Source organism: Muriicola sp. (assembly GCF_049669965.1).
Taxonomy (GTDB): domain Bacteria; phylum Bacteroidota; class Bacteroidia; order Flavobacteriales; family Flavobacteriaceae; genus Muriicola.
Window position 1 is genome coordinate 1 of the sequence record NZ_JBATLB010000023.1, and the last position, 23,588, is coordinate 23,588.

The following is a 23,588-nucleotide window of genomic DNA, read 5'->3' on the forward strand; positions in this document are numbered from 1 at the left end:
ACACTTGAATTTAAATTCTTGCCATTTAGAATAGATTATATTTTAACAGATCCTGATTTTGAAGTGTTAGAACATAAGAATTTTGAAGCGGTCTTATCCGATCACTTTCCTGTTATGGCATCCATTAAGCTAAATGGCGACTAGGTAGCAATCTACCCAATCCGCCAGCATATGGATCAGCAACCCGATCCCTATTATCCGTAATGGCTTGATAAAAAGGAATATCAAATACCCCCCCATGGCCCAATACGTATGCAAAGGATGAAAATTGATGCTGCATCGATCAGGGTCGAAAATTGGCGTAGCCAATAAATGATCTATGTCTATTAAGATCGCAGCCAGCATAATTAATATGATCCTTGTGCGGTTCTCTTTAAAAAAGAAGAATCCGACCGCTATGGGCAGTAAAAAATGAATGCCGTAATGGAGAAAGAATCTAAGCATCTGTGAACGATAAGGAGAGCTCCTGTAAATAGGCAGTGGCAGCGGTTCCCTCATTAAAGAGCAGGTCTAAAATGCTAAGGTTCCCCAAAAATCCATGACGTTCCATAAATACCTGGGTATATGAAGTTGGGGTAAATGGCAAGGACTTTTTTGCATTGACCATGAACCTCATATCTGTGATATCCGATGGACATGGGTCAAAAGTGCTAGTTTTAGATAATGAAATCCCGAGCTGAAGAAATTCACAGGCCAGTTCAATAGATCTAAAATTAAAATCGAGTAAATAGGTAAACCTGTCGTGGTAAATAGGCGCAAGCTCATCTTCGTAATATTCAAAAAAGGGAGATGCTCTGTAGGCTGTCTGCAGCGTTCGCCAGTGCTGCCGTTGCCAGGGATATTGATTGTCTACCTTAACATCCTTGTAGTACTGCTTTCCCTGTGCCCCGCCAACATGTTGTATAGGAATTGATAACATGTGTTTCCCCTGATCCGTGCAGATATATGTTCTGTTCCTAAAAGTCTGTTTTTGATAGTAATCACACACCTCCCATAAACATTTTCGACGCGATACCACCGCCATTGTGGCTATGGTTGGAAAATAAGTTGGATGAAGCAATATCAGCGGTTCCATTTGATCTATTTACTTACACCCTCCCTCATTTAAACTAGAATTTATATTTTATTTCAGCTTTTTTCTCCTTTTTCTAAAGAAATCGAATACAAACCAGGCGGCCAGTGCTATCAGGAAATATTTAAAATAGGAGACCGGTTCCCCTTTTCCGTTCACAGTAGTAAATATTCTGTCCCATCTGGGTTTCCAATGCGCTATGCCCTCATTGAAATTATCAAAGCTCAACCAGATAAAAATGGGGGTCCCCACTATATGGTTCTCCGGGACATAGCCCCAGGTTCTGCTGTCCTCTGAATGATCTCGATTGTCACCCATCATCCAATAGTAGTCTTGTTTAAAGGTATAGCTGTCTGCCACCTTTCCGTTAATCAGGACCTGGTTTCCGGAAACGCTTACTGTATTGCCTTCATAATCCCTGATGATCTTTTTATACAGGGGTAATACGTTAAGATTTAAGGCCACAGTACTCCCTGCTTGCGGCAGATATATAGGACCGAAGTTATCATTGTTCCAGGCATAAGCCTCACTTTGCGGAAAGATATTATTACCCCGGACACCTTTTGACTCTTGTATTTTTACAATGGAATCGATTTCAGGTTTAGCTCTTAATTTTTCTGCCATCTCATCTGTAAGGGTAGCCTGCCTTTCTCTATCAGTGATCTCCCGTAAGGAAAGGCGTAATGCCCTGATGACCTCAGTAGAGATACCTTTGTTGTCTGTTAGTATCACCGGAGGATCATTTTGCGGGTAAACCCCATATCCTTCCATACGCAAAGCATTGCTTTGTTGCGGACTTAAGGATTGGGCCACATAGGTTCTGTTGAATTCTGAAACTCCTGCTTCTAACAATAATCGGGAAGAGACTCCCTTTTGAGCGTATATGGTATAATCGTATTGGGGTTTTGCTCTGTCAGAAAGGACAAGTTGCGCACCATTGATATACACATAGCCATCGCGCACTTCTAAAGAATCGCCTGGTAACCCCACACAGCGCTTAACGTAATTAGATTTTTTATCTATGGGTTTAACAACCCCTTTTTCTTTTTTGAAAAAGGCTCTTACGGTGTCGGCAGGCCAACTAAATACCACAATATCATTGCGATCGACCTTCGCAAAGCCCGGAAGCCTGAAATACGGAAGCTGAGGTTTATTTAAATAAGATCTTATACCTAGAACGGGCAGGGTGTCATGTACCATAGGTGCTGCAATGGTCGTCATTGGGGTTCTGGCGCCGTAATGAAATTTACTCACAAATAAAAGGTCCCCAATGCGTAAGGTGCGTTCCAAGGACCCGGTTGGGATCACATATGGTTGAATAAAATAGGTGTGTACCAGGGTGGCGGCCACAATGGCAAAAACTATACTACTTACCCATTCACCTATACCAGATTTTGGATGTAAACTGCGGTCTTTGACATGGTCAACTTCCAAGGAATAGTTTACATAATAGATGTAGAATCCCAGGGTGAGAATCACCAACCAGGTGTCTATCAGACTATTTCGCCCAAAACTCCGTATGGTCTCTACCCAAATCACAGGAAACATAAGTAAATTGATGATCGGGATAAACAAGAGAATTACCCACCAGCCTGGACGGTTGATGATCTTCATCAGCACAATGGCGTTATAGATCGGAACTGCCGCTTCCCAAGCCTGCCTGCCTGCTTTTACATAGAGTTTCCAGGTTCCCAGAAAATGGATCACCTGTATAAGTAGAATAAATAGAATCCACTGCGTAACGTTCATGCTTATTTATTTTTCCGTTAGACGTGGCAAGGTATCATTTTGTTACCATTTTTAACCCAGGTTTAACACGTCTTTCATACTAAAAACACCATTCTTTCCTATAATCCATTCTGCCGCCACTACGGCTCCCAGTGCAAATCCCTCACGCCCATGAGCAATATGCTTGATGCTGAGTTGATCTTCTGCACCCGCATAGGTAACTTCATGGGTACCCGGTATTTCACCTTTGCGATGCGAATGGATGGAGAGTATATGCTTACCGCTTTTATCTAAAGCCCAGTGGGTATAAGAGGTCTCACCTATGATGCCTTCTGCCAGGGTGATTGCTGTTCCACTGGGGGCATCAACCTTGTGTATATGATGGGTTTCTTCAATCTCTGCCTCATAGTTCTTAAGGTTGGCCATCATCCTGGCCAGGTAGGTGTTAAGCTCAAAAAATATGTTCACCCCCAGGCTAAAATTAGAAGCATAGAGAAAAGCACCTTTTTGTAACTTGCAAAGCTCCGTTATTTCTTTATAGTCATCTAACCAACCTGTAGTACCTGAAATGACAGGGACACCTGCCAGCAGACACCCTTTAATATTGGCAACGGCAGATTCCGGGATACTAAAATCAATAGCAACATCCATTTCCCGGTAGTCTACTTCAGTAGTGTGCTCGTCTATTCGAGCCACAATGCTGTGCCCTCTTTTTTGGCAGATCTGTTCAATCATTTTGCCCATTTTACCATACCCGAACAATGCTATCTTCAAAGACTAGAATTTAATAGTTAAGGCAATGCCGTAATTGGGATCGGATGTTATAGGATGGTATTCCAGATAGGGTTTGATATCCAGACTAAGGTCGTCATCTACATTGAATTGTTTTAAATGGGCGTCTACATTGGCATCGATAATATTGAAGGCATATAAACCAATAGTAATGAGCAGTGCCAGGTCCCTGTCTCGCTGATAGCGCTCCTGGGCATCCTGCAGTGCCTGATCGGATAGTTCAGGTCTACCAGCCACGTTTCCGCTAAATTCATCATCTGTAAAGCCGGCTCTGCGCCTTTTGAAAGCAGATCGGAATGTATCGTAGAGATCATCATTGTAAATATAAGTATAGACCCCAGTACCAATGGCGCCGTAGACAATAGGCAATTTCCAGTATCTCTTGTTGTAGATCTGGCCCAAACCCGGGAGGATAGCAGAATAAAAGGCCGCTTTACTGGGGGCCAGAGGGTTTACCTTTTGCTTTTTTATGGTGCCATCAATGACGATCCCTTTTTCCTTAAAATTGGTGCGTAATGAATCTTCGGAAGTCTTTTTTTTCTGTGCATGTACCGTGGTAAGGCAGCAGAGAAGAAATGCAAAAAAAAAAGATCGCTTACTCACCGGTGATTAATTTTATGATTCGTTCTAATTCTTCCCTAGATTGAAACGAAATGGTAACTTTTCCTTTATCATTGTCTGAGGTCTTCGTGCTTACCGGGGTATCTAAAAATTCGGACAGGGTTTTTTCACTCTGCACTATAAAGGGAGCCTTGTCTTTAACTTCGGAAACGGCTTTTTTGGTGATCTTACCGGTATCGTGATATTTTCTGACCAATTCTTCCGTCTGCCGCACAGAAAGCGACCCACCTATGATCTGTTCATAGATCTCCAATTGATCTTCCCGTCGTTCAATGTTTACCAGCGTTCTACCGTGACCCATACTGATAAAACCATCTCTGATGCCGGTTTGAATGATCGGATCCAGGCGTAAGAGACGCAAGTAATTGGTAATCGTTGACCTTTTTTTGCCAACCCTGTCACTTAATTTTTCCTGTGTCAGCTCAATTTCTTCAATCAGGCGTTGGTACGAAAGAGCAATTTCTATGGGATCGAGGTCCTGACGCTGAATGTTTTCAACCAATGCCATTTCCAGAGATTCCTGATCATTGGCAATACGGATATAGGATGGAATAGTTTCCAGCCCAACCAATTTGGAGGCTCTATACCTGCGTTCTCCCGAAACCAGTTGGTATTTGTTGAAATCGAGTTTGCGAACCGTGATAGGCTGAATAACCCCTAATTCCCTAATGGAAGAAGCCAGTTCCTGAAGTGCTTCATCATTAAAATTGGACCTGGGTTGAAACGGATTTACTTCTATTGCATCCATCTCCAATTCCACAATGTTCCCCACTACCTTATCCGCATTCTTATCGGCAACGGATTTAATATCGTTCTCCGGGTCCTTTAAGAGGGCAGAAAGTCCGCGCCCTAAAGCTTGTTTTCGTGTTGCTTTCGCCATTATACTTTCTCCTTATTTTTCTTGAGAAGTTCGTTGGCCATGTTGAGGTAATTAGCGGCCCCTTTACTACTGGCATCGTATTTAATTATACTTTCCCCATAACTGGGCGCTTCTCCCAGGCGAACATTTCGCTGAATGATGGTGTCAAAAACCATTTCTGAGAAATGTTTCTTCACCTCTTCAACTACCTGGTTAGACAAGCGTAAACGCGCATCATACATGGTGAGTAACAATCCTTCTATATCCAGATCCGGGTTGTGGATCCTTTGTACACTTTTAATAGTGTTCAACAGTTTACCCAAACCTTCCAGTGCAAAGTATTCGCACTGTATTGGGATGATCACTGAATCTGCCGCGGTCAGGGCATTAAGCGTTAACAGCCCTAGCGAAGGTGCACAGTCTATCAGAATGTAATCATAGTCTTCTTTAAGTTCCCTGATGGCTTTTTTCATCATGTACTCCCTGTCATCCTTGTCTACCAATTCAATTTCGATGGCCACAAGATCTATATGCGAAGGAATAAGGTCTACATTAGGGGAGGAAGTTTTGATAATTGTTTCCCTGGCCGATTTAGTGTGTTCTAATACCTGGTACGTTCCCAGTTCTACAGCATCCACATCAATACCAAGACCTGAAGTGGCATTGGCCTGGGGGTCTGCGTCTATCAAAAGCACCTTCTTTTCCAAAACACCCAGCGAGGCAGCCAGGTTTACGGTGGTCGTTGTTTTACCAACTCCCCCCTTTTGGTTTGCAATAGCAATTATTTTGCCCATCATCATAGTAAGTTAGGGGTTAAAAATACGATTATTTGGCTAGCCAGAAAATGTATTTTGTTAACACAAAGTGAATAACTTAGGAATAAAGAAACCGCAGTAAAGAACCAGAGTGCTTTAAGAAAAGAAGGACTTTATTTATAGGTGTCCAGTAGTATTTCCAGTATCTGTATGGCGGCTTCACTGATCCTGGTGCCCGGGCCATAAACGGCTACCGCACCTGCATCGAACAGATATTCATAGTCTTGCTTGGGAATCACACCTCCTACGATGACCATAATGTCTTCCCGGCCATATTTTTTTAATTCTGCTAATACCTGAGGTACCAGCGTTTTATGTCCTGCAGCCAGGGAGGAAACCCCCAGAATATGCACGTCGTTCTCTACCGCCTGTTTAGCAGCTTCGGCGGGCGTTTGGAATAATGGGCCAATGTCTACGTCAAAGCCAAGATCGGCATATCCGGTGGCAACAACCTTGGCACCTCTGTCATGGCCATCCTGCCCCATTTTGGCGATCATGATCCTGGGACGTCTGCCCTCTAATTCAGCAAAGGCATCCGCAAGTTCTCGCGCCTTTTTAAAGCTTTTATCGTCCTTTATTTCTTTGGAATACACTCCAGAAAATGTTTGAATTTTCGCATTGTACCGCTTAAAGGCCACTTCAAGGGCATCACTGATCTCCCCCAGGGTGGCTCTGTGTCTGGCGGCAATGATGGCTAAAGCTAACAAATTATCTCTAGATTTATCCCCGTGTTCGCCGGCTTTCTTCTTCGCTGCCACCGTCAGATCATTAAGGGCTTTGGCAACCGCTTTATGATCTCGTTCTTTTTTAACTTTTTCAAGTCGCTCCACTTGTTGTCGTCTAACTTCGGCATTGTCTACTTCAAGGATCTGCATGAGTTCTTCTTCTTCCAGGCGGTATTGGTTTACACCAACAATAATATCTGTTCCACTATCAATCCGGGCTTGTTTCTTGGCAGCTGCCTCCTCAATCCTCATTTTTGGGATCCCTTCTTCAATGGCCTTGGTCATGCCACCCAATGCCTCCACTTCTTCAATAAGATCCCAGGCTTTTTTGGCGATGGCGTCGGTTAAATATTCCACATAATAACTTCCGGCCCAGGGGTCTACGGTTTTGGTAATATTGGTTTCGCGCTGTAAAAAGAGCTGCGTATTTCTGGCGATCCTGGCCGAAAAGTCGGTAGGAAGCGCAATGGCCTCATCCAGCGCATTGGTGTGAAGACTTTGAGTGCCTCCAAAGGCTGCGGCGGCCGCTTCAATGGTGGTCCGTGCAACATTATTGAAGGGGTCTTGTTCAGTAAGACTCCAGCCACTGGTCTGGCAATGGGTTCTCAGTGCGAGCGACTTTGCATTTTTTGGATGAAACTGCTGTACTAGTTTTGCCCAGAGTAGCCTGCCGGCTCTCATTTTTGCGATCTCCATAAAATGATTCATCCCCACTGCCCAGAAAAATGAAAGTCGGGGTGCGAAAGTATCTATATCCAGGCCTGCTTTGATCCCAGTTCGGATATATTCCAAGCCGTCTGCAAGGGTATACGCCAATTCTATGTCGGCCGTGGCACCAGCTTCCTGCATATGATACCCGGAGATGCTAATACTGTTAAACTTAGGCATGTATTTACTGGTGTACTCAAAAATATCTGCAATGATCTCCATAGAGGGCCCCGGAGGATAGATATAGGTATTCCTCACCATAAATTCCTTTAAAATATCATTCTGGATGGTCCCGGCTAAAAATTGAGGAGAGATCCCTTGTTCCTCAGCGGCTACAATATAAAAAGCCATGATGGGAAGTACCGCCCCGTTCATGGTCATGGAAACAGACATCTTATCTAACGGGATACCATCAAAGAGGATCTTCATGTCCTCTACGGAATCAATAGCCACGCCTGCCTTTCCGACATCACCCACTACCCGTTCATGATCACTGTCGTATCCGCGATGTGTGGGCAGATCAAAAGCTACTGATAATCCTTTTTGCCCTGCAGCAAGATTTCTTCTGTAAAAGGCATTACTTTCCTGAGCGGTAGAAAAACCGGCATACTGGCGTATGGTCCAGGGTCTCTGCACATACATGGTGGCATAGGGGCCACGTAAGAAGGGGGGTACACCAGCTGCATATTCGAGGTGCTCTAAAGAAGACAAATCTTCCCTGGAATACTTTTTTTGAACATCAATACCCTCTGCAAAATGAAAGGTATCATTATTAGACAATGGTGCCTTGCTTTTTTCCTCGATTGCTAATTGCAGGTCTTGTAGGTCTTTTCTATTCATTGTCTAGTCTTTTCTGTTCCATGCTCTCTGCCAGCCTTTTCTCTAAAATAGGCTCTATAAGTGTCTTTCCAGGATTCGATTTTAAAAAGGGGTAGATTTCAATAGTATCCTTCATTTTATCTTTTGGATTCACATATACATTGCTTCCTACTAACACCAGTTCGCCATTATCAAATTGCAGCTGCTCCTTTTCCGCCTGTTCCCTGATCTTTTTTTGAATAGTGTGTTGTTTCAGGCCTTTGAGATATCCTCCGGAGGCCTCTAAATTCTTAAATAGATCCATTGCTTTTTCGGCCAGTTGGCGGGTGAGGGTCTCCAGGTAATAAGCACCGTCCGCTGGGTTGCTAACCGCCCCAAAATAACTTTCATTACGCAAGATCAGCAACTGATTCCGGGCAATTCGTTCTCCAAATTCGTTATCCTTGTGATAGATGGCATCATAGGGGAGATTACAAATAGTATCTGCACCCCCCAGGATTGCGGCCATACATTCTGTAGTGGTTCGTAATAAGTTTGCATTGTACTCATATAAGGTCTTGTTGCGTTTGCTGGGCTGGGCTATTATATGGCAGCTTCCGGGTGCACCATAAACTGTAGCCAGGCTCTTCCAAAGCATACGCAATGCCCTTATTTTGGCGATCTCAAAAAAATAATCAGAATCTACGGCTATTTTAAAAATTGGTTCCGGGAAGGATACAGAAGATTCCTGATTTTGGAAATAATTCAAATATTCATTTGCCTGAGCGAGCATATACGCCAGTTGTTGTACTCTGGTGGCACCTGCATTCTGATAGAAGGCCCCATCTATAGTGATGCTCCTGTGACCGGGTAAAAGCTTCGTCAATTCAAAAACAGATGCCAAATCTTCTTCCATGGATTGCTGCCAGTTCCCGGTTTTAGCAAGGCCGGCTAAAACATCCATATGGATAAGGAAGGAGGTTTCTTTGGAAGATTTAAATGCCGCTATTTTTTTTGCGAATGCCGTTGAGACAAATTGGAGTTCCAGATAGACCGGTACTTTGGAGAGATCTATTCCTTGTAAAAGTATGTTTAGGTTTACATCTGGATTGGGCAGAACAAAGTACAGACTTTCTGCCCCGCGATTCAGAACATCCAATGCCTTATTATTGACAGATTTTTCGTTTTGTACGTAACAAACCTGACCTATCTTCCAACTATTGGGGGCCGAAACCTGAGTTTGTGCCAGGTCTTCAAGATCCTCAGAATTGTAGAAGGGTTTTACCTTAATGCGATCCGGACCTTCCCATACCAAGCGGGCATTGTAATCATCCCCCTGGAGACCGGCCTGGATCTGCTGTTTCCATGCTTTGGCAGAGACACCCGGAAAATCGTAAAATTTATTGGTCTTCGTCATCTTGTTTATTTTTGAGACTATCCTCGTATTCGATGAGGTAGATCTCCTCATTTTTCTTTTTTAAATAGTAGTGTTCTCTGGCAAATTTCTCCAGTTCCTTGGGATCTGAGAGTTTCTCCAGGGTTTTTTTATCCTTCTCTATCTCACTTCTCAAAAATTCTTGCTGCTTTTCAAGAGTTCTTATTTGTTTCTTCAATTCCAGATGGATCATCAGTGAATTCGTATCAAAAAAAACCATCCAGACCACAAAGGCAGTTAGGACCACCACATAAAGATTGGTAGCGATCCCAAACCATTTTTTTGCTCTTAAATCTTTTAGTGCCATAGAGATCAGTTGAGTTTGTCTGTTATGATGGTACGTACAATATCTACGGCAACCGTGTTGTATTTATTATTTGGGATGATGATATCTGCATATTCCTTGGTGGGTTCAATGAATTGATCGTGCATCGGTTTTAAAGTTGTTTGATACCGGGAGAGTATCTCTTCGATATCCCTGCCTCGTTCATTGATATCGCGTTTAAGCCTTCGGATAAGTCGTTCGTCAGAATCCGCATGAACAAAAATTTTAATATCAAACATTTCCCTGATGGCCGGATGTGTAAGTATTAGAATACCTTCTACGATCATAACCTTTCTGGGATGTGTTCTTATGGTGTCCTTGGTGCGATTGTGCTTGGGGAAGGAATATACAGGCTGGTCTATTGGGTCTCCCTGGCGTAAAATTCCGAGGTGTTTCCCCAATAATTCAAAATCGATAGCTCGGGGATGGTCAAAATTTATCTTACTTCGTTCCTCAAAGGAGAGGTGCGACAAGTCATTATAGTAGGAATCCTGAGAAATCACCCCTACTTCTTCTTCCGGGATCTCATTGATGATCTGATTTACCACAGTGGTTTTTCCACAGCCTGTTCCTCCAGCAATTCCGATGATCAACATACCTGCGTTGTTTTGTTCAAAAATAAGGATTTGGATGCATATCTACCTGTATAGTTACCCTTCATTTTTGCAATACATAAGTATACATCAAGGCACAATTAAAATATGATACAAGTCATAGATTTGGGATCTTAATAAAATTAATTTTGTGGTCATCAAAAGCGAAACACCAAACAGCTAGTTTCGCAAAGGCATGAAGAAATTAAATTTTATGACCATGCTTTTTTTCTATATCTTACCTTCATATCAACTTGGAAATAGTAATTAGAATATGTCTCAACCCTTTAAAGTCTCTGTTAATGAGACCTATGAGTTTTCCTTTTCTGAGGAAGACCTGCAGTCGCTTAATGCCGTTCAAACATCTTCCTCCGAATATCATGTGCTGAAAAACGGCAGGCCCTTTGTCGTGGAAGTGGTATCTCAGTCGTTTTTTGATCGAACTTATCTGGTCAAGGTAAAGAATGAGACGTATGAAGTGGTCTTAAAGAACGAAATAGACCAGTTGATCGCTAAAATGGGTTTTTCTCTTGGCTCCGCAAAAAACATCCGAACCATTCTTGCGCCTATGCCCGGACTTATTTTAGATATTCAGGTAAAGGAAGGCGATACGGTAGCCGAGGATTCTCCTCTGCTTATTCTCGAAGCAATGAAGATGGAGAATGTTATTATGTCTCCCAGAGAAGGTACCATCAAAAAGATCTCTGTAAAGAAAGGTGAAACGGTAGATAAAAAACAACTTCTGATCTCATTTGAGTAAATCCATCTATAAATGAAAAAAATACTTGTTGCCAATCGTGGAGAAATTGCCATCCGTGTCATGAAAACTGCCCAAAAAATGGGAATTAAAACAGTTGCCGTATACTCTTCGGCAGACCGGAATGCCCCGCATGTCAAATTTGCGGACGAAGCGGTTTGGATAGGGGAACCGCCTTCCAACCAATCCTATTTGAATGGGTCAAAAATTATTGAAGAGGCAAAACGCCTCAATGTAGATGCAATTCATCCCGGGTATGGATTTCTAAGTGAAAATGCAGATTTTGCCGAAGCAGTTACCAAGAGTGGGATCACTTTTATTGGCCCTAAGCCTAAAGCAATTAGGATGATGGGAAGCAAATTGGCAGCCAAGGAGGCAGTAAAGCATTACGATATTCCTATGGTTCCTGGGATTGACGAGGCAATATCCGATGTAGAAAAAGCTAAAGCCATTGCTGCAGAAATTGGATTTCCGATTTTAATTAAGGCTTCTGCCGGTGGCGGCGGTAAAGGTATGCGCATCGTAGAAAGGGAAAAAGACCTGGCTTCTCAAATGGAACGGGCTATTTCGGAGGCTACATCGGCCTTTGGGGACGGATCGGTCTTTATTGAGAAATACGTAAGCTCGCCCAGGCATATTGAAATACAGATCATGGCAGACAGCCATGGAAATGTGCTATATTTTTTTGAAAGGGAATGCAGTATTCAGCGAAGGCACCAGAAAGTGGTGGAAGAAGCACCTTCGGCAATTTTAAGTCCGGAGCAAAGGGAAGAAATGGGGATCGCAGCCACGAAGGTTGCCAGATCTTGCGATTATCTTGGCGCAGGCACGGTAGAATTTTTGATGGATGCAGAACGAAATTTTTATTTTCTGGAGATGAATACACGCCTTCAGGTGGAGCACCCGGTAACAGAACTTATTACTGGTGTAGACCTGGTAGAACTTCAGATCATGGTTGCGAGGGGAGAAGTGCTCCCCATGAAACAGGAAGATTTAAAGATACAAGGTCATGCCCTAGAGCTCAGAGTGTATGCCGAAGATCCACTGTCCAATTTTTTGCCCAGTGTTGGGACCTTGCATACCTACAGCTTGCCAACAGGGCCGGGCGTACGTGTAGACAATGGATTTGAAGAAGGGATGGAAATTCCTATTTATTACGATCCTATGTTGGCTAAACTGATCACCTATGGTAAGACCAGGGAGGAGGCTCTTCAAATCATGATCAAAGCTATAGATTCCTATGTGGTGGAAGGGGTGCAAACCACACTTCCGTTTGGCCGCTTTGTCTTTGAACATGAGGCTTTCAGATCCGGAGATTTTGACACTCATTTTGTAAAGAATTATTACTCGCCTGAAATACTTAAACAGAAGGCAGAAGAGGAGGCCGAAATTGCCGCTCTTATTGCCCTTAAACAGTATCTCGCAGATCAAAAAATATTGAGGATTTCAACGCACTGAAACAATGAATAAAAATATCAAGAAATTAAATGACCGCGTTGCCGAGGCCCTGCTGGGTGGCGGTCAGCAACGTATCGATAAGCAGCATAAGAAGAAAAAACTCACTGCCAGGGAACGTATAGAGTATTTATTGGATGAAGGATCGTTTGAGGAAATGGGCATCTTGGTTACCCATCGTACCACCGACTTTGGTATGGATAAAGAAGTGTATTTTGGGGATGGGGTGGTTACCGGATATGGTACAGTAGATGGAAGATTGATATATGTTTATGCGCAAGATTTTACAGTCTTTGGCGGAGCACTTTCAGAAACCCATGCCGAAAAGATCTGCAAGATCATGGATCTCGCCATGAATGTTGGGGCACCGGTAATTGGCCTCAATGATTCTGGTGGGGCGCGTATACAGGAAGGGGTTAGGTCATTGGGAGGCTATGCAGATATATTCTATAGAAATGTCAAGGCTTCAGGGGTTATCCCACAGATTTCTGCTATCATGGGCCCATGTGCAGGAGGTGCGGTGTATTCGCCGGCCATTACAGATTTTACGCTGATGGTTGAAGAAACCAGCTATATGTTTGTTACCGGCCCTAACGTGGTAAAAACCGTAACCAATGAGGAAGTAACTTCCGAGGAATTAGGGGGTGCCAGTACGCACGCCATAAAATCTGGAGTGGCTCATAAAACTTCCACAAACGACGTTGAGTGTTTACAGGATGTAAAGAAATTACTGAGTTATCTGCCACAAAGCAATCGTGAAAAAGCCAAAGACCTACCCTTCGAATTTGGGGATGAAGTACGGGATGTTTTAGAAGGACTGGTCCCTGATAATCCAAATAAGCCCTATGATATGCATGAGGTGATTCACGGTCTTATTGATACTGATAGCTTTTACGAGATCCATAAAGACTTTGCCGAGAATATCATCGTAGGCTTTGCAAGACTTGCGGGTAAGAGCATTGGTATAGTAGCAAATCAACCTATGTTCCTGGCTGGGGTACTCGATGTGAATAGCTCAAGAAAAGCTGCCAGATTTACAAGGTTTTGCGATTGCTTTAATATTCCTTTACTCGTTCTGGTGGATGTGCCCGGATTTTTACCCGGAACGGATCAGGAATGGAACGGCATCATAGTAAACGGAGCTAAATTACTCTATGCCTTAAGTGAAGCTACGGTACCCAGAGTTACTGTTATTACGCGCAAAGCTTATGGTGGAGCCTATGATGTAATGAATTCAAAGCACATTGGGGCCGATTTTAATTACGCGTGGCCCACTGCAGAGATTGCGGTGATGGGAGCAAAAGGAGCAAGTGAGATCATCTTTCGGAAAGAGATCCTTGAAGCTGAAGATCCGACACAAAAATTAGCTGAAAAGGAAGCGGCCTATGCTGAAAAATTTGCAAATCCTTTCAGAGCAGCAAGAAGGGGATTTATCGATGAGATCATAGCACCTAAGGAAACCAGAAGAAAATTAATTAAAACCTTCCAAATGCTCGAAAAGAAGCAGGTTTCCATGCCATTTCGCAAGCACGGAAATATTCCTCTTTAAGAAGTTTGAATTTTCCAGGCGCACTTAACTCGGAAGGTAAACTACCCCGGATGAAGAATCCTTGCTCGCTCCGGTAACGGAATGCAGTACGTTAATTTCCTGCTCTAAACGGAGTACCCCCATAAGGCAAAAAATTAAGGCCTCTTTGAATTCAATCAACTGCTTGGAAGGGATCTCCAACAATATCTTTTTCCCCAGTTTTTCCTTTAAAACTTCTGTCAGGTATGTATTTAAGGCACCTCCACCGGTGATCAGTATTGTTTTTTCCTTTTTGGTTGGTATCATTTTCACCTGCCTTGAGATCTGTTCACAAATATGGTGAACGGCAGTGTGTAACAGGGATTCCAGGGGAGCCTTTTGTGCATTGACCAAAGGGACAATTTCTGTAGAGAACCATTCGTACCCTGTAGATTTTGGGTAGGGAAGTTTATAATACCCAAGAGCGTTTAATTGATCATATAACTCAGGAAGCATAGATCCCTTGCGCGCCATTGCTCCTCCTTTATCGTAGGTCAATCCTTCGCGCCTGGTTATGTAATTCAATAGCATATTGGCAATACCAATATCATACGCTATTCTTTTATTGTTCAGGACGAAAGAGATATTGCTGATTCCGCCAAGATTTAAACAAAAATCATAGACGCCAAAAAGCATATGATCGCCAATAGGCACTAAAGGTGCTCCTTGTCCTCCCAGCGCAACATCGTTGGTCCTGAAATCGCAGATAGTTTTGATACCACAGGCATTGGCCAGATGCTGCCCGGAACCTATCTGAAAGGTAAGTCCTTTGGCTGGTTGGTGGTGTACGGTATGCCCGTGACTCGAGACAAAGTCAACCTCTAATTTCTCTTTCGCTACAAAAGTTCCTACCTGTTCCCCAAGCCAGGTTCCATATTCATTGTGTAAACACAGCAATTGGTCTGCCGGGAGCTTAATGGACTCCTGTAATAACACCTGGCGTTTTTTGCTATAGGGAATGCTTTTGGTCCTTTCAATCTTAAATTCCCAACGGGTCAGGGGTTTCCATATATGACAATAGACAAGATCTAGCCCATCCAGGGAAGTGCCAGACATCATACCAATACCTTTATAAATCTTCATTTTGTGTTTTTATAATGACACGGGCAAAACACCCATGGCTTTCTTGTTTCCTAAAAAATGTTCTGCCGCATTCTCCTCAAATCCCTTAAGATCCTGGTAAGCTATCACTATGGCAGCAATTTTTTCTACGGGCAATAATCGCAGGATATACGGATTTCCGAAGACATATAAAACTACGTCATATTGATTTATAAGATCAGTAAGTAGCTGAAGATGATCAGGGTCCATCCCAAATTGATGCTGAGGTTTTATACTCGGCGGATATAAGGAGATGAGTAATTTTGGATTTGAACCCAGGGCTGATGTTATTTTATCTGAGGATTGGTCTTTTACCAACACATACGAACTATTGGCATCCTCGCATATTATATCGAAAAAAGTAGCTCGTTTGGTTTGTCCAAATTGGAGGCCATAAAATCCTTTATCCTTGTATTCAGTAATTATTTTCTCCGTGCCTTTATAGAGGGTTAGACTTTTTGCACTGATCTCTGCATTTAGTGCATCCGGATCACTGATCTGTGGACGTGGGTTGGAAGCCTGCTTAATGGCCTTAATCTTTAATTCCCAGACCCTTTTAAAACTTTCTTCTATTTGAGCGTCGGAAGCCAACCTTACAATCTCGTCGATCCCTTCCCTGGGGTTCTCGGCAAAACAAAGGATGTCGTTTCCGGCCTTAAATGCGGCCCATTCTAAGCTTCCTTTTGCGGGATAAGCCTTGGATACACTATGCATATTCAAGGCATCTGAGACAACCACCCCTTGGTAGCCTAATTTGTCACGAAGTACATTCTTAATGATCTCTTCCGAAACAGAGGCTGAGATCTGTTTTCCAGCAGTTAAGGCCGGCACAGAAAGATGCCCTACCATTACGGCATCTACCTTATTTTTTAGTAACCCTATAAAGGGGAAGAGCTCTTGTTCAAAGATTTCTTTTTTGCTTTTCTCAATTACGGGAAGGCCTAAATGCGAATCAGTAGCCGTATCGCCATGCCCCGGAAAATGTTTGGCACAACTTAGGATCCCTGCTTGCTGGAGACCTTTAGAAAAGGCGATGGCATTTTTACTAACTTTCTTTTTATTACTCCCAAAAGATCTGTAGCCAATTACGGGATTATTCGGATTATTGTTCACATCTGCTACGGGGGCAAAATTCCAATGAATGCCCGCGGCTCTGCAGTCCTCACCAATTTTTTTACCTACTTCAAATACCAGGTCCGGATCTTCAGCGGCTCCTAAGGTAATGGCATACGGATACTGGGGTGTCTCTTCTATGCGCATTGCCAGGCCCCACTCTGCATCAATACTGATCAGTAGGGGATATTTTGCTGCTGCACTATATCGGGTAATCAAATCCTTTAGCACCTGCAGGCTATCCTTATTGTAGGTTACTTTCTTTTTTCCTTCGTAATTGGTTGCGGCACTTGCTCTGCTGTGGAAGAAGCAAATACCCCCGATACACTCATTGCGTATTAGAGATTCTAAAGACTTGATGGAAGCCTCTGAATCGTTAACAAACGCTGCAGGCATAAAAAACTGACCTATTTTCTCCCTCTTAGAGAGTAGGAGTGTGGCTTCATCATAATTCATGATGTTAGGAGGTACTCTTGTCTGCCCCTTTTTTTCCATATTCCGGTGGATATTTAATATATTTTAAGAGAATAAGCGACGGCAACGCGGCCAGAACCACCCAAATGAAAAAGCCATCGTATCCCAACCATTCCTGCATATAACCACTTACCAGCCCGGGAAGCATCATTCCCAGGGCCATAAACCCTGTTGCAATGGCATAGTGTGAAGTTTTGGATACGCCTTCGGCTATATAAATGAGATAAACCATGAATCCTGCAATGGCAAATCCATACCCAAATTGTTCCAGAATTACCGTGGTCACTACCGCCGCCAGATTACTAGAATTGGTAATGGCCAGGAAAGCATAGAAAGCATTGGGGATGTTCAGGGAGAGTACCATAAGAAAGAACCATCTTTTTAGGCCATGTCTGGAAATTAAGATCCCGCCTAAAATGCCTCCAACGGTTAACATAATAACTCCAATGGTACCGTAGATTGTGCCCACTTCTGCTGTAGTGTATCCAAGGCCACCTGCCTCAGGTGGGTCTAGTAGGAAGGGGGATGCCATTTTCACTAATTGGGATTCGCCTAACCTGAAAAATAATATAAAGGCCAGTGCAATACCTATTCCCGGTTTTTTAAAGAAGGAGGAGAATACTTCCAGAAAACTGTTTGGTTTTTCAAGGGTAATAGCACTGGAGGATTCAAATTTTGGCGTTGTAAAATAGTTAGCGATCGTTAAGGTGAACATTAAAACTGCCGCACAAATCATAGTGATAGACCATGCCTTGGTATTATCCCCGTAATAATTCTCCAGGAAACCGGCCAGGATAACCAGTAAACCCTGCCCTGTAACATTTGCCAATTTATAGAAGGTGCTTCGTACTCCAACAAAGAATGACTGTTTTTCCTGCGTAAGACCAATCATATAGTAGCCGTCTGAGGCAATATCATTGGTCGCAGAGGCAAAGGCTGCCATCCAGAAACACGCCAAAGTGGTCACAAAAAATATATTGGTGGGAAGCGCAAAACCAATGGCCAGGAAAGACAAGGAAACGATTAGCTGCATTAGCAGGAACCAATTTCGTTTAGTGCTTTTCAGGTCAAGTAATGGGCTCCATAGCGGTTTTATTACCCAGGGAAGATAAAGCCAACTGGTATACAGACCAATATCTGCATTACTGATCCCCAGTTTTTTATACATAATGACGGAGACGGTGACCACCATGACATAGGGCAGTCCTTGCGTGAAATAAAGAATAGGGACCCAGGCCCAGGCCCATTTATCTTTTTGTATCATCTTGTAGTATCAAGGCTAAATTTAAAACTTTCACCGGGCTTCTGTCTAACAACCTCAAAAAAAGAGTAGTTTGTTTATTTCCAGTGCATACAGAGATGCGATGGCTTACATAAAATGATACCTTACAAATCCTTCCATGGCCTCGTACTCTGCTAGCCCCAGGGCATTGTAATTCTTTGCCGTTTCTTTATTCCGTTGTTCTGCGCGCTGCCAGAATTCTCTATTGTCATTGCCTGGAAACATTGCACTGTCTTTTTGTGACTGATGCTTAAAAATAGCATTTTTCTTACGCTGCATGTCTTTTGGACCTACCGGGACCGACATTTCCATGTCTGCTATATCCCATTCCTGCCATGCTCCTCTGTACAACCACACATAACAATCCTTGATCCAGGATGCTTTTTCCTTAACCAGTCTTTCGAGAGCCTTATAGATAATATTAAGACAGACCCTGTGTGTACCATGGGGATCTGAAAGGTCGCCCGCAGCAAATATCTGATGTGGTTTTATTTGTTGTAGCAACTGATAAGTCTGTTCAATATCGGCTTCCGAATAGGGTTTTTTCTTTACGGTACCGGTTTCGTAGAAGGGCAGATTTTGAAAATGAGCATTCTCTTCCTTTACCCCACAATATCTGCAGGCAGCCAGTGCTTCGCCTTTGCGGATCAATCCTTTGAATTGCTGAATTTGAGGGCTATCTACCTGTCCCGGATGCTTTTTATCCAGGAATGCTCTAACTTCTTTAAACTGTTTTTGCAGGGCATCATTATCTTTTTGAATATCCTTGGCAAAATCGAGGAACCGAATTACTTCATCATCAAAAACGGCAATATTCCCTGAGGTCTGATAGGCCACATGAACATCATGACCCTGATCTACCAGTCGCAGCAGTGTACCACCCATAGAGATCACGTCATCATCAGGATGTGGACTGAAGATAAGGGATGTTTTAGGGTAAGGATCCTTGCGTTCCGGCCTTCTGCTGTCATCTGCATTGGGTTTACCGCCTGGCCAACCTGTGATGGTGCCCTGTAGTTGGTTAAATACGATCAGGTTGATGTGTTCTGCAGAACCAATTTCGGCCACCAGACTTCCCATACCGTGTTCATTATAATCCTCATTGGTTAATTTTAGGATGGCCTTGTTAAGTTTGCCGGAGAGCCAGATGGTCGCCTTTTTTATCAGGCTGTCGTTCCAAATGCATTCGCTTACCAGCCAGGGGGTGGAAACCCTTGTCAGATCGGACGCCGCCGCCTCATCGAGGATAAAGTCACAATTTGGGTGATTTTGGAGGAAGGTGGCAGGAACGGACTCGCGGATAGAGCCTTCCACGGCCTGGTTAATTATTCCGGCTTTTCCTTCACCCCAAGCCATCAGAATAATTCTTTTGGCAGAGAGGATAGTACCAACACCCATGGTGATGGCCCGTGAAGGAACATTTTCCAGGCCAAAGAAGTCGCTGGCGGCATCAAGCCTTGTAACCCTGTCTAGTCTGACCATTCTGGTCTTGCTGACGATGGAGGACCCTGGTTCATTAAATCCAATATGTCCCGTTCTTCCAATACCCAGTACCTGTATGTCTATTCCACCAGATTTTTTTATTTTTTCTTCATAGGCAATACAATAATCGCGCACATCTTCCTTTTCCAGTGTACCGTCTGGAATATGAATGTTTTCTTTCTTTATATCGATATGATCGAAAAGATGTTCGCGCATAAAGCGCACATAACTATGGATAGAATCTTGTTCCATGGGGAAGTATTCGTCCAGATTAAAGGTGATGACATTTTTAAAGCTCAAACCTTCCTCCTTGTGAAACCTAACCAGTATGTCGTATACCTTGGTGGGGGTGGAACCGGTAGCTAGGCCTAAAACCGCTTTTTTTCCCAGTTTTTGTCGCTGCCTGATAAGATTGGCGATCTCGTTGGCTACATATAAAGAAGCTTCCTCAGAATTCTCGTGAATATGTGTCTTGATCTTTTCAAACTTTCTGGATTCCTCATCCCTGGGGATGGCTGCAATTTCAGATAATGGATAAGATGATGTCATAATTTGGTGCTAGTTGTTATATCGAGGCAAAAATAGAAAAAATATTTTATGATTGCAGTATTATGCAAGAAAAAATGCAGTTATATGCAATAAATAATGTAAATTTGTTTATATAAAGAATAAAACAGCATGGCATCAAGTTAAGTCGAGATGGCTAAAAATCATTTTTTTAATGCTAAAAGAAGAACGTCAACAATTAATTCTGAATGAAGTTGAACTGCATAACAAAGTGCTGCTAACCGATCTTGCGGAACATCTGGAGGTGTCCGTAGATACTGTACGCAGGGATGTAAAGGAACTTGATGCCGAAAATAAATTGCGTAAAGTGCACGGAGGGGCCATTTCGTTGGGATATACCCATACAGCCGCACGAAGTGCTAATATTTATGCTGTTCATGAAAAAATGGCTATTGCTGCTAAGGCAGTAAGCCTGTTGAAGGAAGGGGCGGTCATCTTTATAGACGGAGGAACTACCTGCTTGGAATTGGCGAGAATACTACCTCCAAAAGTTAAGCTCACCTGTTTTACCTTTAGTCTTCCGGTGGCCTTACAATTAGCCGTGATGCAAAATGTAGATCTTATTTTTATTGGTGGGAGGATCTCTAAAGATGCAATGATCTCTAACGGCGCCTATACCATTCAGCGTTTGTCCGAAGTAAAATTCGACTATGGTTTTATCGGCACCGGGTATGTAGATTCTTTGCATGGCCTAACAGAATTTGACTGGGATGTAGTGCAGCTAAAGAAAGCAGTGATCCAGGCTTCCAAAAAAACAATACTTTTGTGTATCTCGGAGAAGCTTAATTCCCAACATCGCTTTAAGACTTGTGATATCAACGCCATAAATACCATGATCACTGAACTGGATCCGGAGAATACCCTTTTAAATCTTTTTAGAAATCAGGACATTCGTTTAATGTAACTATGAGCAACTTTAAGAAAATAACAGAAATAGCCTCTTCCCATGACAATCTGGAGTTAATGTCTACGGCAGACCTCCTCAATAGGATAAATATGGAAGATCAGCAAGTTCCCATGGCCGTTATGAACGTTATTCCTCAGATAGAGAAACTCGTGAATGCGCTGACGGAGCGATTTTTAAAAGGGGGCCGACTATTCTATATAGGTGCAGGAACCAGTGGCAGATTGGGGATTTTAGACGCCTCGGAAATACCACCCACTTTTGGCCTCCCTCATGATCGTGTTATAGGGATAATTGCCGGTGGAGATGGCGCTATTAGGAAGGCTGTAGAGTTTGCAGAAGATGATACCGAGCAAGCTTGGAAGGATCTGCAGAAATTGGATATTGACGTCTTAGATACGGTGGTGGGTATCGCAGCATCAGGAACAACGCCCTACGTGCTCGGAGGTATACATCCCGCCAGGGAACAGGGATTATTAACGGCAGGGATCACAAATAATCCCGGTAGCCCCCTGGCACTGGCCGCTGAAATAGCCATAGCCGTTAATGTAGGCCCTGAATTTGTTACGGGAAGCACTAGAATGAAAAGTGGCACCTCCCAGAAATTAGTACTAAACATGATCTCCACAGCACTAATGATACGCATTGGCAGGGTAAAAGGAAATAAAATGGTCAATATGCAATTGAGCAATAACAAATTGGTAGACCGTGGAACACGCTACTTAATGGAGGGCTTGCAATTGGACTACGAGGAGGCTTCCCGGGTGCTTAAGGAGTATGGGTCCGTTAAAAAGGCGATGGATAATTATAAAAAATAAGCTTACCTGGGACCCACTGCGGCAACTTCTTTGGGGGTCACCATTTTTTCTGTACTATTTCCCCAGGATGATAAAACAAAATTCATCACATCAGCAATTTCTTTATCTTCCAGTCCCAGTGGCATCATAGTATTGTCATAAGTACTACCATTAACCACCATCGGGCCTCGTTGCCCAAATTTTATACCTCGGATACTACCGGTTTTGTTGGTGAGCAGATAATCCGAATTAGCTAAGGGTGGGTATACCTCGGGGACACCTTCACCTGAGGGTAAATGACAGCTAGCGCAAAAGTCCTGATAAATAATAGCGCCCCTGGCCTTACTTTCCTGAAATGAATCTTCTTGTGGAGGTTCTATAAAAATAGCGAGGATCGCTATTACAAAGACAAGCAATACTTCCTTCATGGAACCTAATAAAGTATAATTTTATGTTTTTGGCACCAATCTATAAATACCTTTTCCTTCTACCGCCACATAGATATACCCATCCGGCCCCTGTCTTACATTGCGAACTCTTCCGATGTCCTCAAGTAATTTTTCGCGATAGGTAACTGTTTGGCCTTCTAGTACCAGGCGTTCTAGATATTGAAAGGAGAGCGAGCCCACCAAAAGATTGCCTTTCCAATCCGGATATACATCTGAGGTAATAAAGGTCATTCCACTGGGGGCAATAGAAGGCACCCAATAATGTATAGGTTGTTCCATTCCTTCCATTTCGGTTTTATCCGTAATTGGAGTTCCACTGTAATTGATCCCATAGGTGATCACAGGCCAGCCATAATTAGCTCCTTTTTTTACAATATTGATCTCATCGCCGCCCCTTGGGCCATGTTCGTGAATCCAGATGTCGCCCGTTCCCGGATGTTTTAGCATCCCCTGTGGATTTCTGTTGCCATAGGTATAGATAGCCGTTTTTGCGCCCGCTTCGTTCACAAAAGGATTGTCCTGAGGAATAGAGCCATCGTCATTGATCCTGTATATTTTGCCACCATCGCGGGTAATGTCTTGTGGATTTACATCTCTTTCTCCTCTTTCTCCAATGGAGAAATACAAGTAACCGTTATTATCAAATTCCAATCGGGATCCAAAATGTTGTCCTTTGGTGGTGTTTGGGCCGGCCTTGTATAAAACCTCCAGATTTGTAAGGGCATTACCCTCTAGTTTGGCTCTGGCAATGGCCGTATTACCGCCTTTATCATCACCTTCTTCGGAGGAATATGACAAGTAGATCCACCCATTTTCCGCGTAATTTGGATGAAGTTCAATATCTAACAAACCACCCTGCCCTCTGTTGTAAACGGACGGAACATTGGCAATACTCGTTTTTTCACCATCCTTATAGCGTATTATTTCACCTGCTTTTTCAGTGATCAGCATACTGCCATCTGGCAAAAAGGTCATACCCCAGGGAATTTGAAGGTCATTCACAATTAATTCGGCAGAAATGCTCGTTTCTTCTGGTGTTTTTAAAGTGTTATCCGATTTCTGGGCACAGGATATAAAGGTCATTACAACGAAAAAACAGCTAATAAGGATACTTTTTTGCATTTTCAAACGTTAAATTATTTAATAAATAAAGTAGGTCTACAAAGATC

Annotated in this window: 22 protein-coding genes; 5 read left to right on the top strand and 17 right to left on the bottom strand. The window is 43.1% G+C overall.

Annotated elements, in window-relative coordinates:
• Positions 1 to 129 precede the first annotated feature (129 nt).
• From WBM49_RS01355 to udk, 11 genes are all read right to left on the bottom strand, one after another.
• Complete coding sequence (locus tag WBM49_RS01355) at positions 130 to 444, bottom strand: DUF6122 family protein (protein ID WP_424370264.1); 315 nt, start codon at positions 442 to 444, stop codon at positions 130 to 132.
• Positions 437 to 1,075, bottom strand: coding sequence for a WbqC family protein (locus WBM49_RS01360; protein WP_424370265.1), 639 nt, complete (start codon positions 1,073 to 1,075; stop codon positions 437 to 439). Before WBM49_RS01360 ends, WBM49_RS01355 begins: the two co-directional genes overlap by 8 nt.
• Positions 1,076 to 1,123: 48 nt before the next feature.
• A complete protein-coding gene (gene lepB / locus WBM49_RS01365) occupies positions 1,124 to 2,821 on the bottom strand; it encodes a signal peptidase I (protein ID WP_424370266.1) in 1,698 nt (565 codons plus the stop codon).
• A 51-nt stretch (positions 2,822 to 2,872) separates the two neighbouring features.
• Positions 2,873 to 3,574 carry a 4-hydroxy-tetrahydrodipicolinate reductase gene (gene dapB / locus WBM49_RS01370; protein WP_424370267.1) on the bottom strand — a complete coding sequence of 234 codons (702 nt, stop codon included), beginning with the start codon at positions 3,572 to 3,574 and terminating at the stop codon, positions 2,873 to 2,875.
• A 3-nt stretch (positions 3,575 to 3,577) separates the two neighbouring features.
• Positions 3,578 to 4,195, bottom strand: a complete 618-nt coding sequence (locus WBM49_RS01375) for a DUF5683 domain-containing protein (RefSeq protein ID WP_424370268.1) — start codon at positions 4,193 to 4,195, stop codon at positions 3,578 to 3,580.
• On the bottom strand, positions 4,188 to 5,093 hold the full coding sequence (locus WBM49_RS01380; RefSeq protein ID WP_424370269.1) for a ParB/RepB/Spo0J family partition protein: 906 nt from the start codon (positions 5,091 to 5,093) through the stop codon (positions 4,188 to 4,190). The genes WBM49_RS01375 and WBM49_RS01380 overlap by 8 nt, the downstream gene beginning before the upstream one ends.
• Positions 5,093 to 5,866 carry a ParA family protein gene (locus WBM49_RS01385; protein WP_424370294.1) on the bottom strand — a complete coding sequence of 258 codons (774 nt, stop codon included), beginning with the start codon at positions 5,864 to 5,866 and terminating at the stop codon, positions 5,093 to 5,095. The genes WBM49_RS01380 and WBM49_RS01385 overlap by 1 nt, the downstream gene beginning before the upstream one ends.
• A gap of 134 nt (positions 5,867 to 6,000) precedes the next feature.
• Positions 6,001 to 8,160 carry a methylmalonyl-CoA mutase gene (gene scpA / locus WBM49_RS01390; RefSeq protein WP_424370270.1) on the bottom strand — a complete coding sequence of 720 codons (2,160 nt, stop codon included), beginning with the start codon at positions 8,158 to 8,160 and terminating at the stop codon, positions 6,001 to 6,003.
• Entirely contained in the window at positions 8,153 to 9,535 is a 1,383-nt protein-coding gene (locus WBM49_RS01395; RefSeq protein WP_424370271.1) for a methylmalonyl-CoA mutase subunit beta, read from the bottom strand. The genes scpA and WBM49_RS01395 overlap by 8 nt, the downstream gene beginning before the upstream one ends.
• A complete protein-coding gene (locus WBM49_RS01400; protein WP_424370272.1) occupies positions 9,519 to 9,860 on the bottom strand; it encodes an FtsB family cell division protein in 342 nt (113 codons plus the stop codon). Before WBM49_RS01400 ends, WBM49_RS01395 begins: the two co-directional genes overlap by 17 nt.
• A gap of 5 nt (positions 9,861 to 9,865) precedes the next feature.
• Complete coding sequence (gene udk, locus WBM49_RS01405; protein WP_424370273.1) at positions 9,866 to 10,474, bottom strand: uridine kinase; 609 nt, start codon at positions 10,472 to 10,474, stop codon at positions 9,866 to 9,868.
• A 271-nt stretch (positions 10,475 to 10,745) separates the two neighbouring features.
• Here udk and WBM49_RS01410 point away from each other — a divergent pair, with 271 nt between their 5' ends.
• From WBM49_RS01410 to WBM49_RS01420, 3 genes are read left to right on the top strand one after another with little or no spacing between them, the layout of a single operon-like run.
• On the top strand, positions 10,746 to 11,231 hold the full coding sequence (locus WBM49_RS01410; protein WP_424370274.1) for an acetyl-CoA carboxylase biotin carboxyl carrier protein subunit: 486 nt from the start codon (positions 10,746 to 10,748) through the stop codon (positions 11,229 to 11,231).
• A gap of 12 nt (positions 11,232 to 11,243) precedes the next feature.
• On the top strand, positions 11,244 to 12,686 hold the full coding sequence (accC, locus tag WBM49_RS01415) for an acetyl-CoA carboxylase biotin carboxylase subunit (RefSeq protein ID WP_424370275.1): 1,443 nt from the start codon (positions 11,244 to 11,246) through the stop codon (positions 12,684 to 12,686).
• Positions 12,687 to 12,690: 4 nt separating this feature from the next.
• Positions 12,691 to 14,232: an acyl-CoA carboxylase subunit beta gene (locus WBM49_RS01420; RefSeq protein WP_424370276.1), complete on the top strand. Its 1,542-nt coding sequence runs from the start codon at positions 12,691 to 12,693 to the stop codon at positions 14,230 to 14,232.
• Between the two features lie 24 nt (positions 14,233 to 14,256).
• On the opposite strand, the gene WBM49_RS01425 is transcribed toward WBM49_RS01420, so the two are convergent.
• The 4 genes from WBM49_RS01425 to nagB all read right to left on the bottom strand — a co-directional run bounded on the left by WBM49_RS01425 (position 14,257) and on the right by nagB (position 20,251).
• On the bottom strand, positions 14,257 to 15,333 hold the full coding sequence (locus WBM49_RS01425; RefSeq protein ID WP_424370277.1) for an anhydro-N-acetylmuramic acid kinase: 1,077 nt from the start codon (positions 15,331 to 15,333) through the stop codon (positions 14,257 to 14,259).
• A gap of 9 nt (positions 15,334 to 15,342) precedes the next feature.
• On the bottom strand, positions 15,343 to 16,959 hold the full coding sequence (locus WBM49_RS01430) for a glycoside hydrolase family 3 protein (RefSeq protein ID WP_424370278.1): 1,617 nt from the start codon (positions 16,957 to 16,959) through the stop codon (positions 15,343 to 15,345).
• Positions 16,925 to 18,202, bottom strand: coding sequence for an MFS transporter (locus WBM49_RS01435; protein ID WP_424370279.1), 1,278 nt, complete (start codon positions 18,200 to 18,202; stop codon positions 16,925 to 16,927). The genes WBM49_RS01430 and WBM49_RS01435 overlap by 35 nt, the downstream gene beginning before the upstream one ends.
• A gap of 105 nt (positions 18,203 to 18,307) precedes the next feature.
• Positions 18,308 to 20,251, bottom strand: coding sequence for a glucosamine-6-phosphate deaminase (gene nagB, locus WBM49_RS01440; protein WP_424370280.1), 1,944 nt, complete (start codon positions 20,249 to 20,251; stop codon positions 18,308 to 18,310).
• A 172-nt stretch (positions 20,252 to 20,423) separates the two neighbouring features.
• Between nagB and WBM49_RS01445 the strand changes: the two genes are divergently transcribed.
• Entirely contained in the window at positions 20,424 to 21,173 is a 750-nt protein-coding gene (locus WBM49_RS01445) for a DeoR/GlpR family DNA-binding transcription regulator (RefSeq protein WP_424370281.1), read from the top strand.
• A gap of 2 nt (positions 21,174 to 21,175) precedes the next feature.
• Positions 21,176 to 21,991, top strand: coding sequence for an N-acetylmuramic acid 6-phosphate etherase (locus WBM49_RS01450; protein ID WP_424370282.1), 816 nt, complete (start codon positions 21,176 to 21,178; stop codon positions 21,989 to 21,991).
• A gap of 2 nt (positions 21,992 to 21,993) precedes the next feature.
• On the opposite strand, the gene WBM49_RS01455 is transcribed toward WBM49_RS01450, so the two are convergent.
• Positions 21,994 to 22,398, bottom strand: a complete 405-nt coding sequence (locus WBM49_RS01455) for a c-type cytochrome (RefSeq protein ID WP_424370283.1) — start codon at positions 22,396 to 22,398, stop codon at positions 21,994 to 21,996.
• Between the two features lie 21 nt (positions 22,399 to 22,419).
• On the bottom strand, positions 22,420 to 23,541 hold the full coding sequence (locus tag WBM49_RS01460) for a PQQ-dependent sugar dehydrogenase (protein ID WP_424370284.1): 1,122 nt from the start codon (positions 23,539 to 23,541) through the stop codon (positions 22,420 to 22,422).
• Positions 23,542 to 23,588 lie beyond the last annotated feature (47 nt).

Excerpts from the sequence above, each read along its gene's own strand:
- WBM49_RS01355 (WP_424370264.1), bottom strand. The coding sequence starts at position 444 with ATGCTTAGATTCTTTCTCCATTACGGCATTCATTTTTTACTGCCCATA.
- WBM49_RS01360 (WP_424370265.1), bottom strand. The coding sequence starts at position 1,075 with ATGGAACCGCTGATATTGCTTCATCCAACTTATTTTCCAACCATAGCC.
- lepB (WP_424370266.1), bottom strand. The coding sequence starts at position 2,821 with ATGAACGTTACGCAGTGGATTCTATTTATTCTACTTATACAGGTGATC.
- WBM49_RS01380 (WP_424370269.1), bottom strand. The coding sequence starts at position 5,093 with ATGGCGAAAGCAACACGAAAACAAGCTTTAGGGCGCGGACTTTCTGCC.
- WBM49_RS01385 (WP_424370294.1), bottom strand. The coding sequence starts at position 5,866 with ATGGGCAAAATAATTGCTATTGCAAACCAAAAGGGGGGAGTTGGTAAA.
- scpA (WP_424370270.1), bottom strand. The coding sequence starts at position 8,160 with ATGAATAGAAAAGACCTACAAGACCTGCAATTAGCAATCGAGGAAAAA.
- WBM49_RS01395 (WP_424370271.1), bottom strand. The coding sequence starts at position 9,535 with ATGACGAAGACCAATAAATTTTACGATTTTCCGGGTGTCTCTGCCAAA.
- WBM49_RS01400 (WP_424370272.1), bottom strand. The coding sequence starts at position 9,860 with ATGGCACTAAAAGATTTAAGAGCAAAAAAATGGTTTGGGATCGCTACC.
- udk (WP_424370273.1), bottom strand. The coding sequence starts at position 10,474 with ATGTTGATCATCGGAATTGCTGGAGGAACAGGCTGTGGAAAAACCACT.
- WBM49_RS01410 (WP_424370274.1), top strand. The coding sequence starts at position 10,746 with ATGTCTCAACCCTTTAAAGTCTCTGTTAATGAGACCTATGAGTTTTCC.
- accC (WP_424370275.1), top strand. The coding sequence starts at position 11,244 with ATGAAAAAAATACTTGTTGCCAATCGTGGAGAAATTGCCATCCGTGTC.
- WBM49_RS01420 (WP_424370276.1), top strand. The coding sequence starts at position 12,691 with ATGAATAAAAATATCAAGAAATTAAATGACCGCGTTGCCGAGGCCCTG.
- WBM49_RS01425 (WP_424370277.1), bottom strand. The coding sequence starts at position 15,333 with ATGAAGATTTATAAAGGTATTGGTATGATGTCTGGCACTTCCCTGGAT.
- WBM49_RS01430 (WP_424370278.1), bottom strand. The coding sequence starts at position 16,959 with ATGGAAAAAAAGGGGCAGACAAGAGTACCTCCTAACATCATGAATTAT.
- WBM49_RS01435 (WP_424370279.1), bottom strand. The coding sequence starts at position 18,202 with ATGATACAAAAAGATAAATGGGCCTGGGCCTGGGTCCCTATTCTTTAT.
- nagB (WP_424370280.1), bottom strand. The coding sequence starts at position 20,251 with ATGACATCATCTTATCCATTATCTGAAATTGCAGCCATCCCCAGGGAT.
- WBM49_RS01445 (WP_424370281.1), top strand. The coding sequence starts at position 20,424 with ATGCTAAAAGAAGAACGTCAACAATTAATTCTGAATGAAGTTGAACTG.
- WBM49_RS01450 (WP_424370282.1), top strand. The coding sequence starts at position 21,176 with ATGAGCAACTTTAAGAAAATAACAGAAATAGCCTCTTCCCATGACAAT.
- WBM49_RS01455 (WP_424370283.1), bottom strand. The coding sequence starts at position 22,398 with ATGAAGGAAGTATTGCTTGTCTTTGTAATAGCGATCCTCGCTATTTTT.
- WBM49_RS01460 (WP_424370284.1), bottom strand. The coding sequence starts at position 23,541 with ATGCAAAAAAGTATCCTTATTAGCTGTTTTTTCGTTGTAATGACCTTT.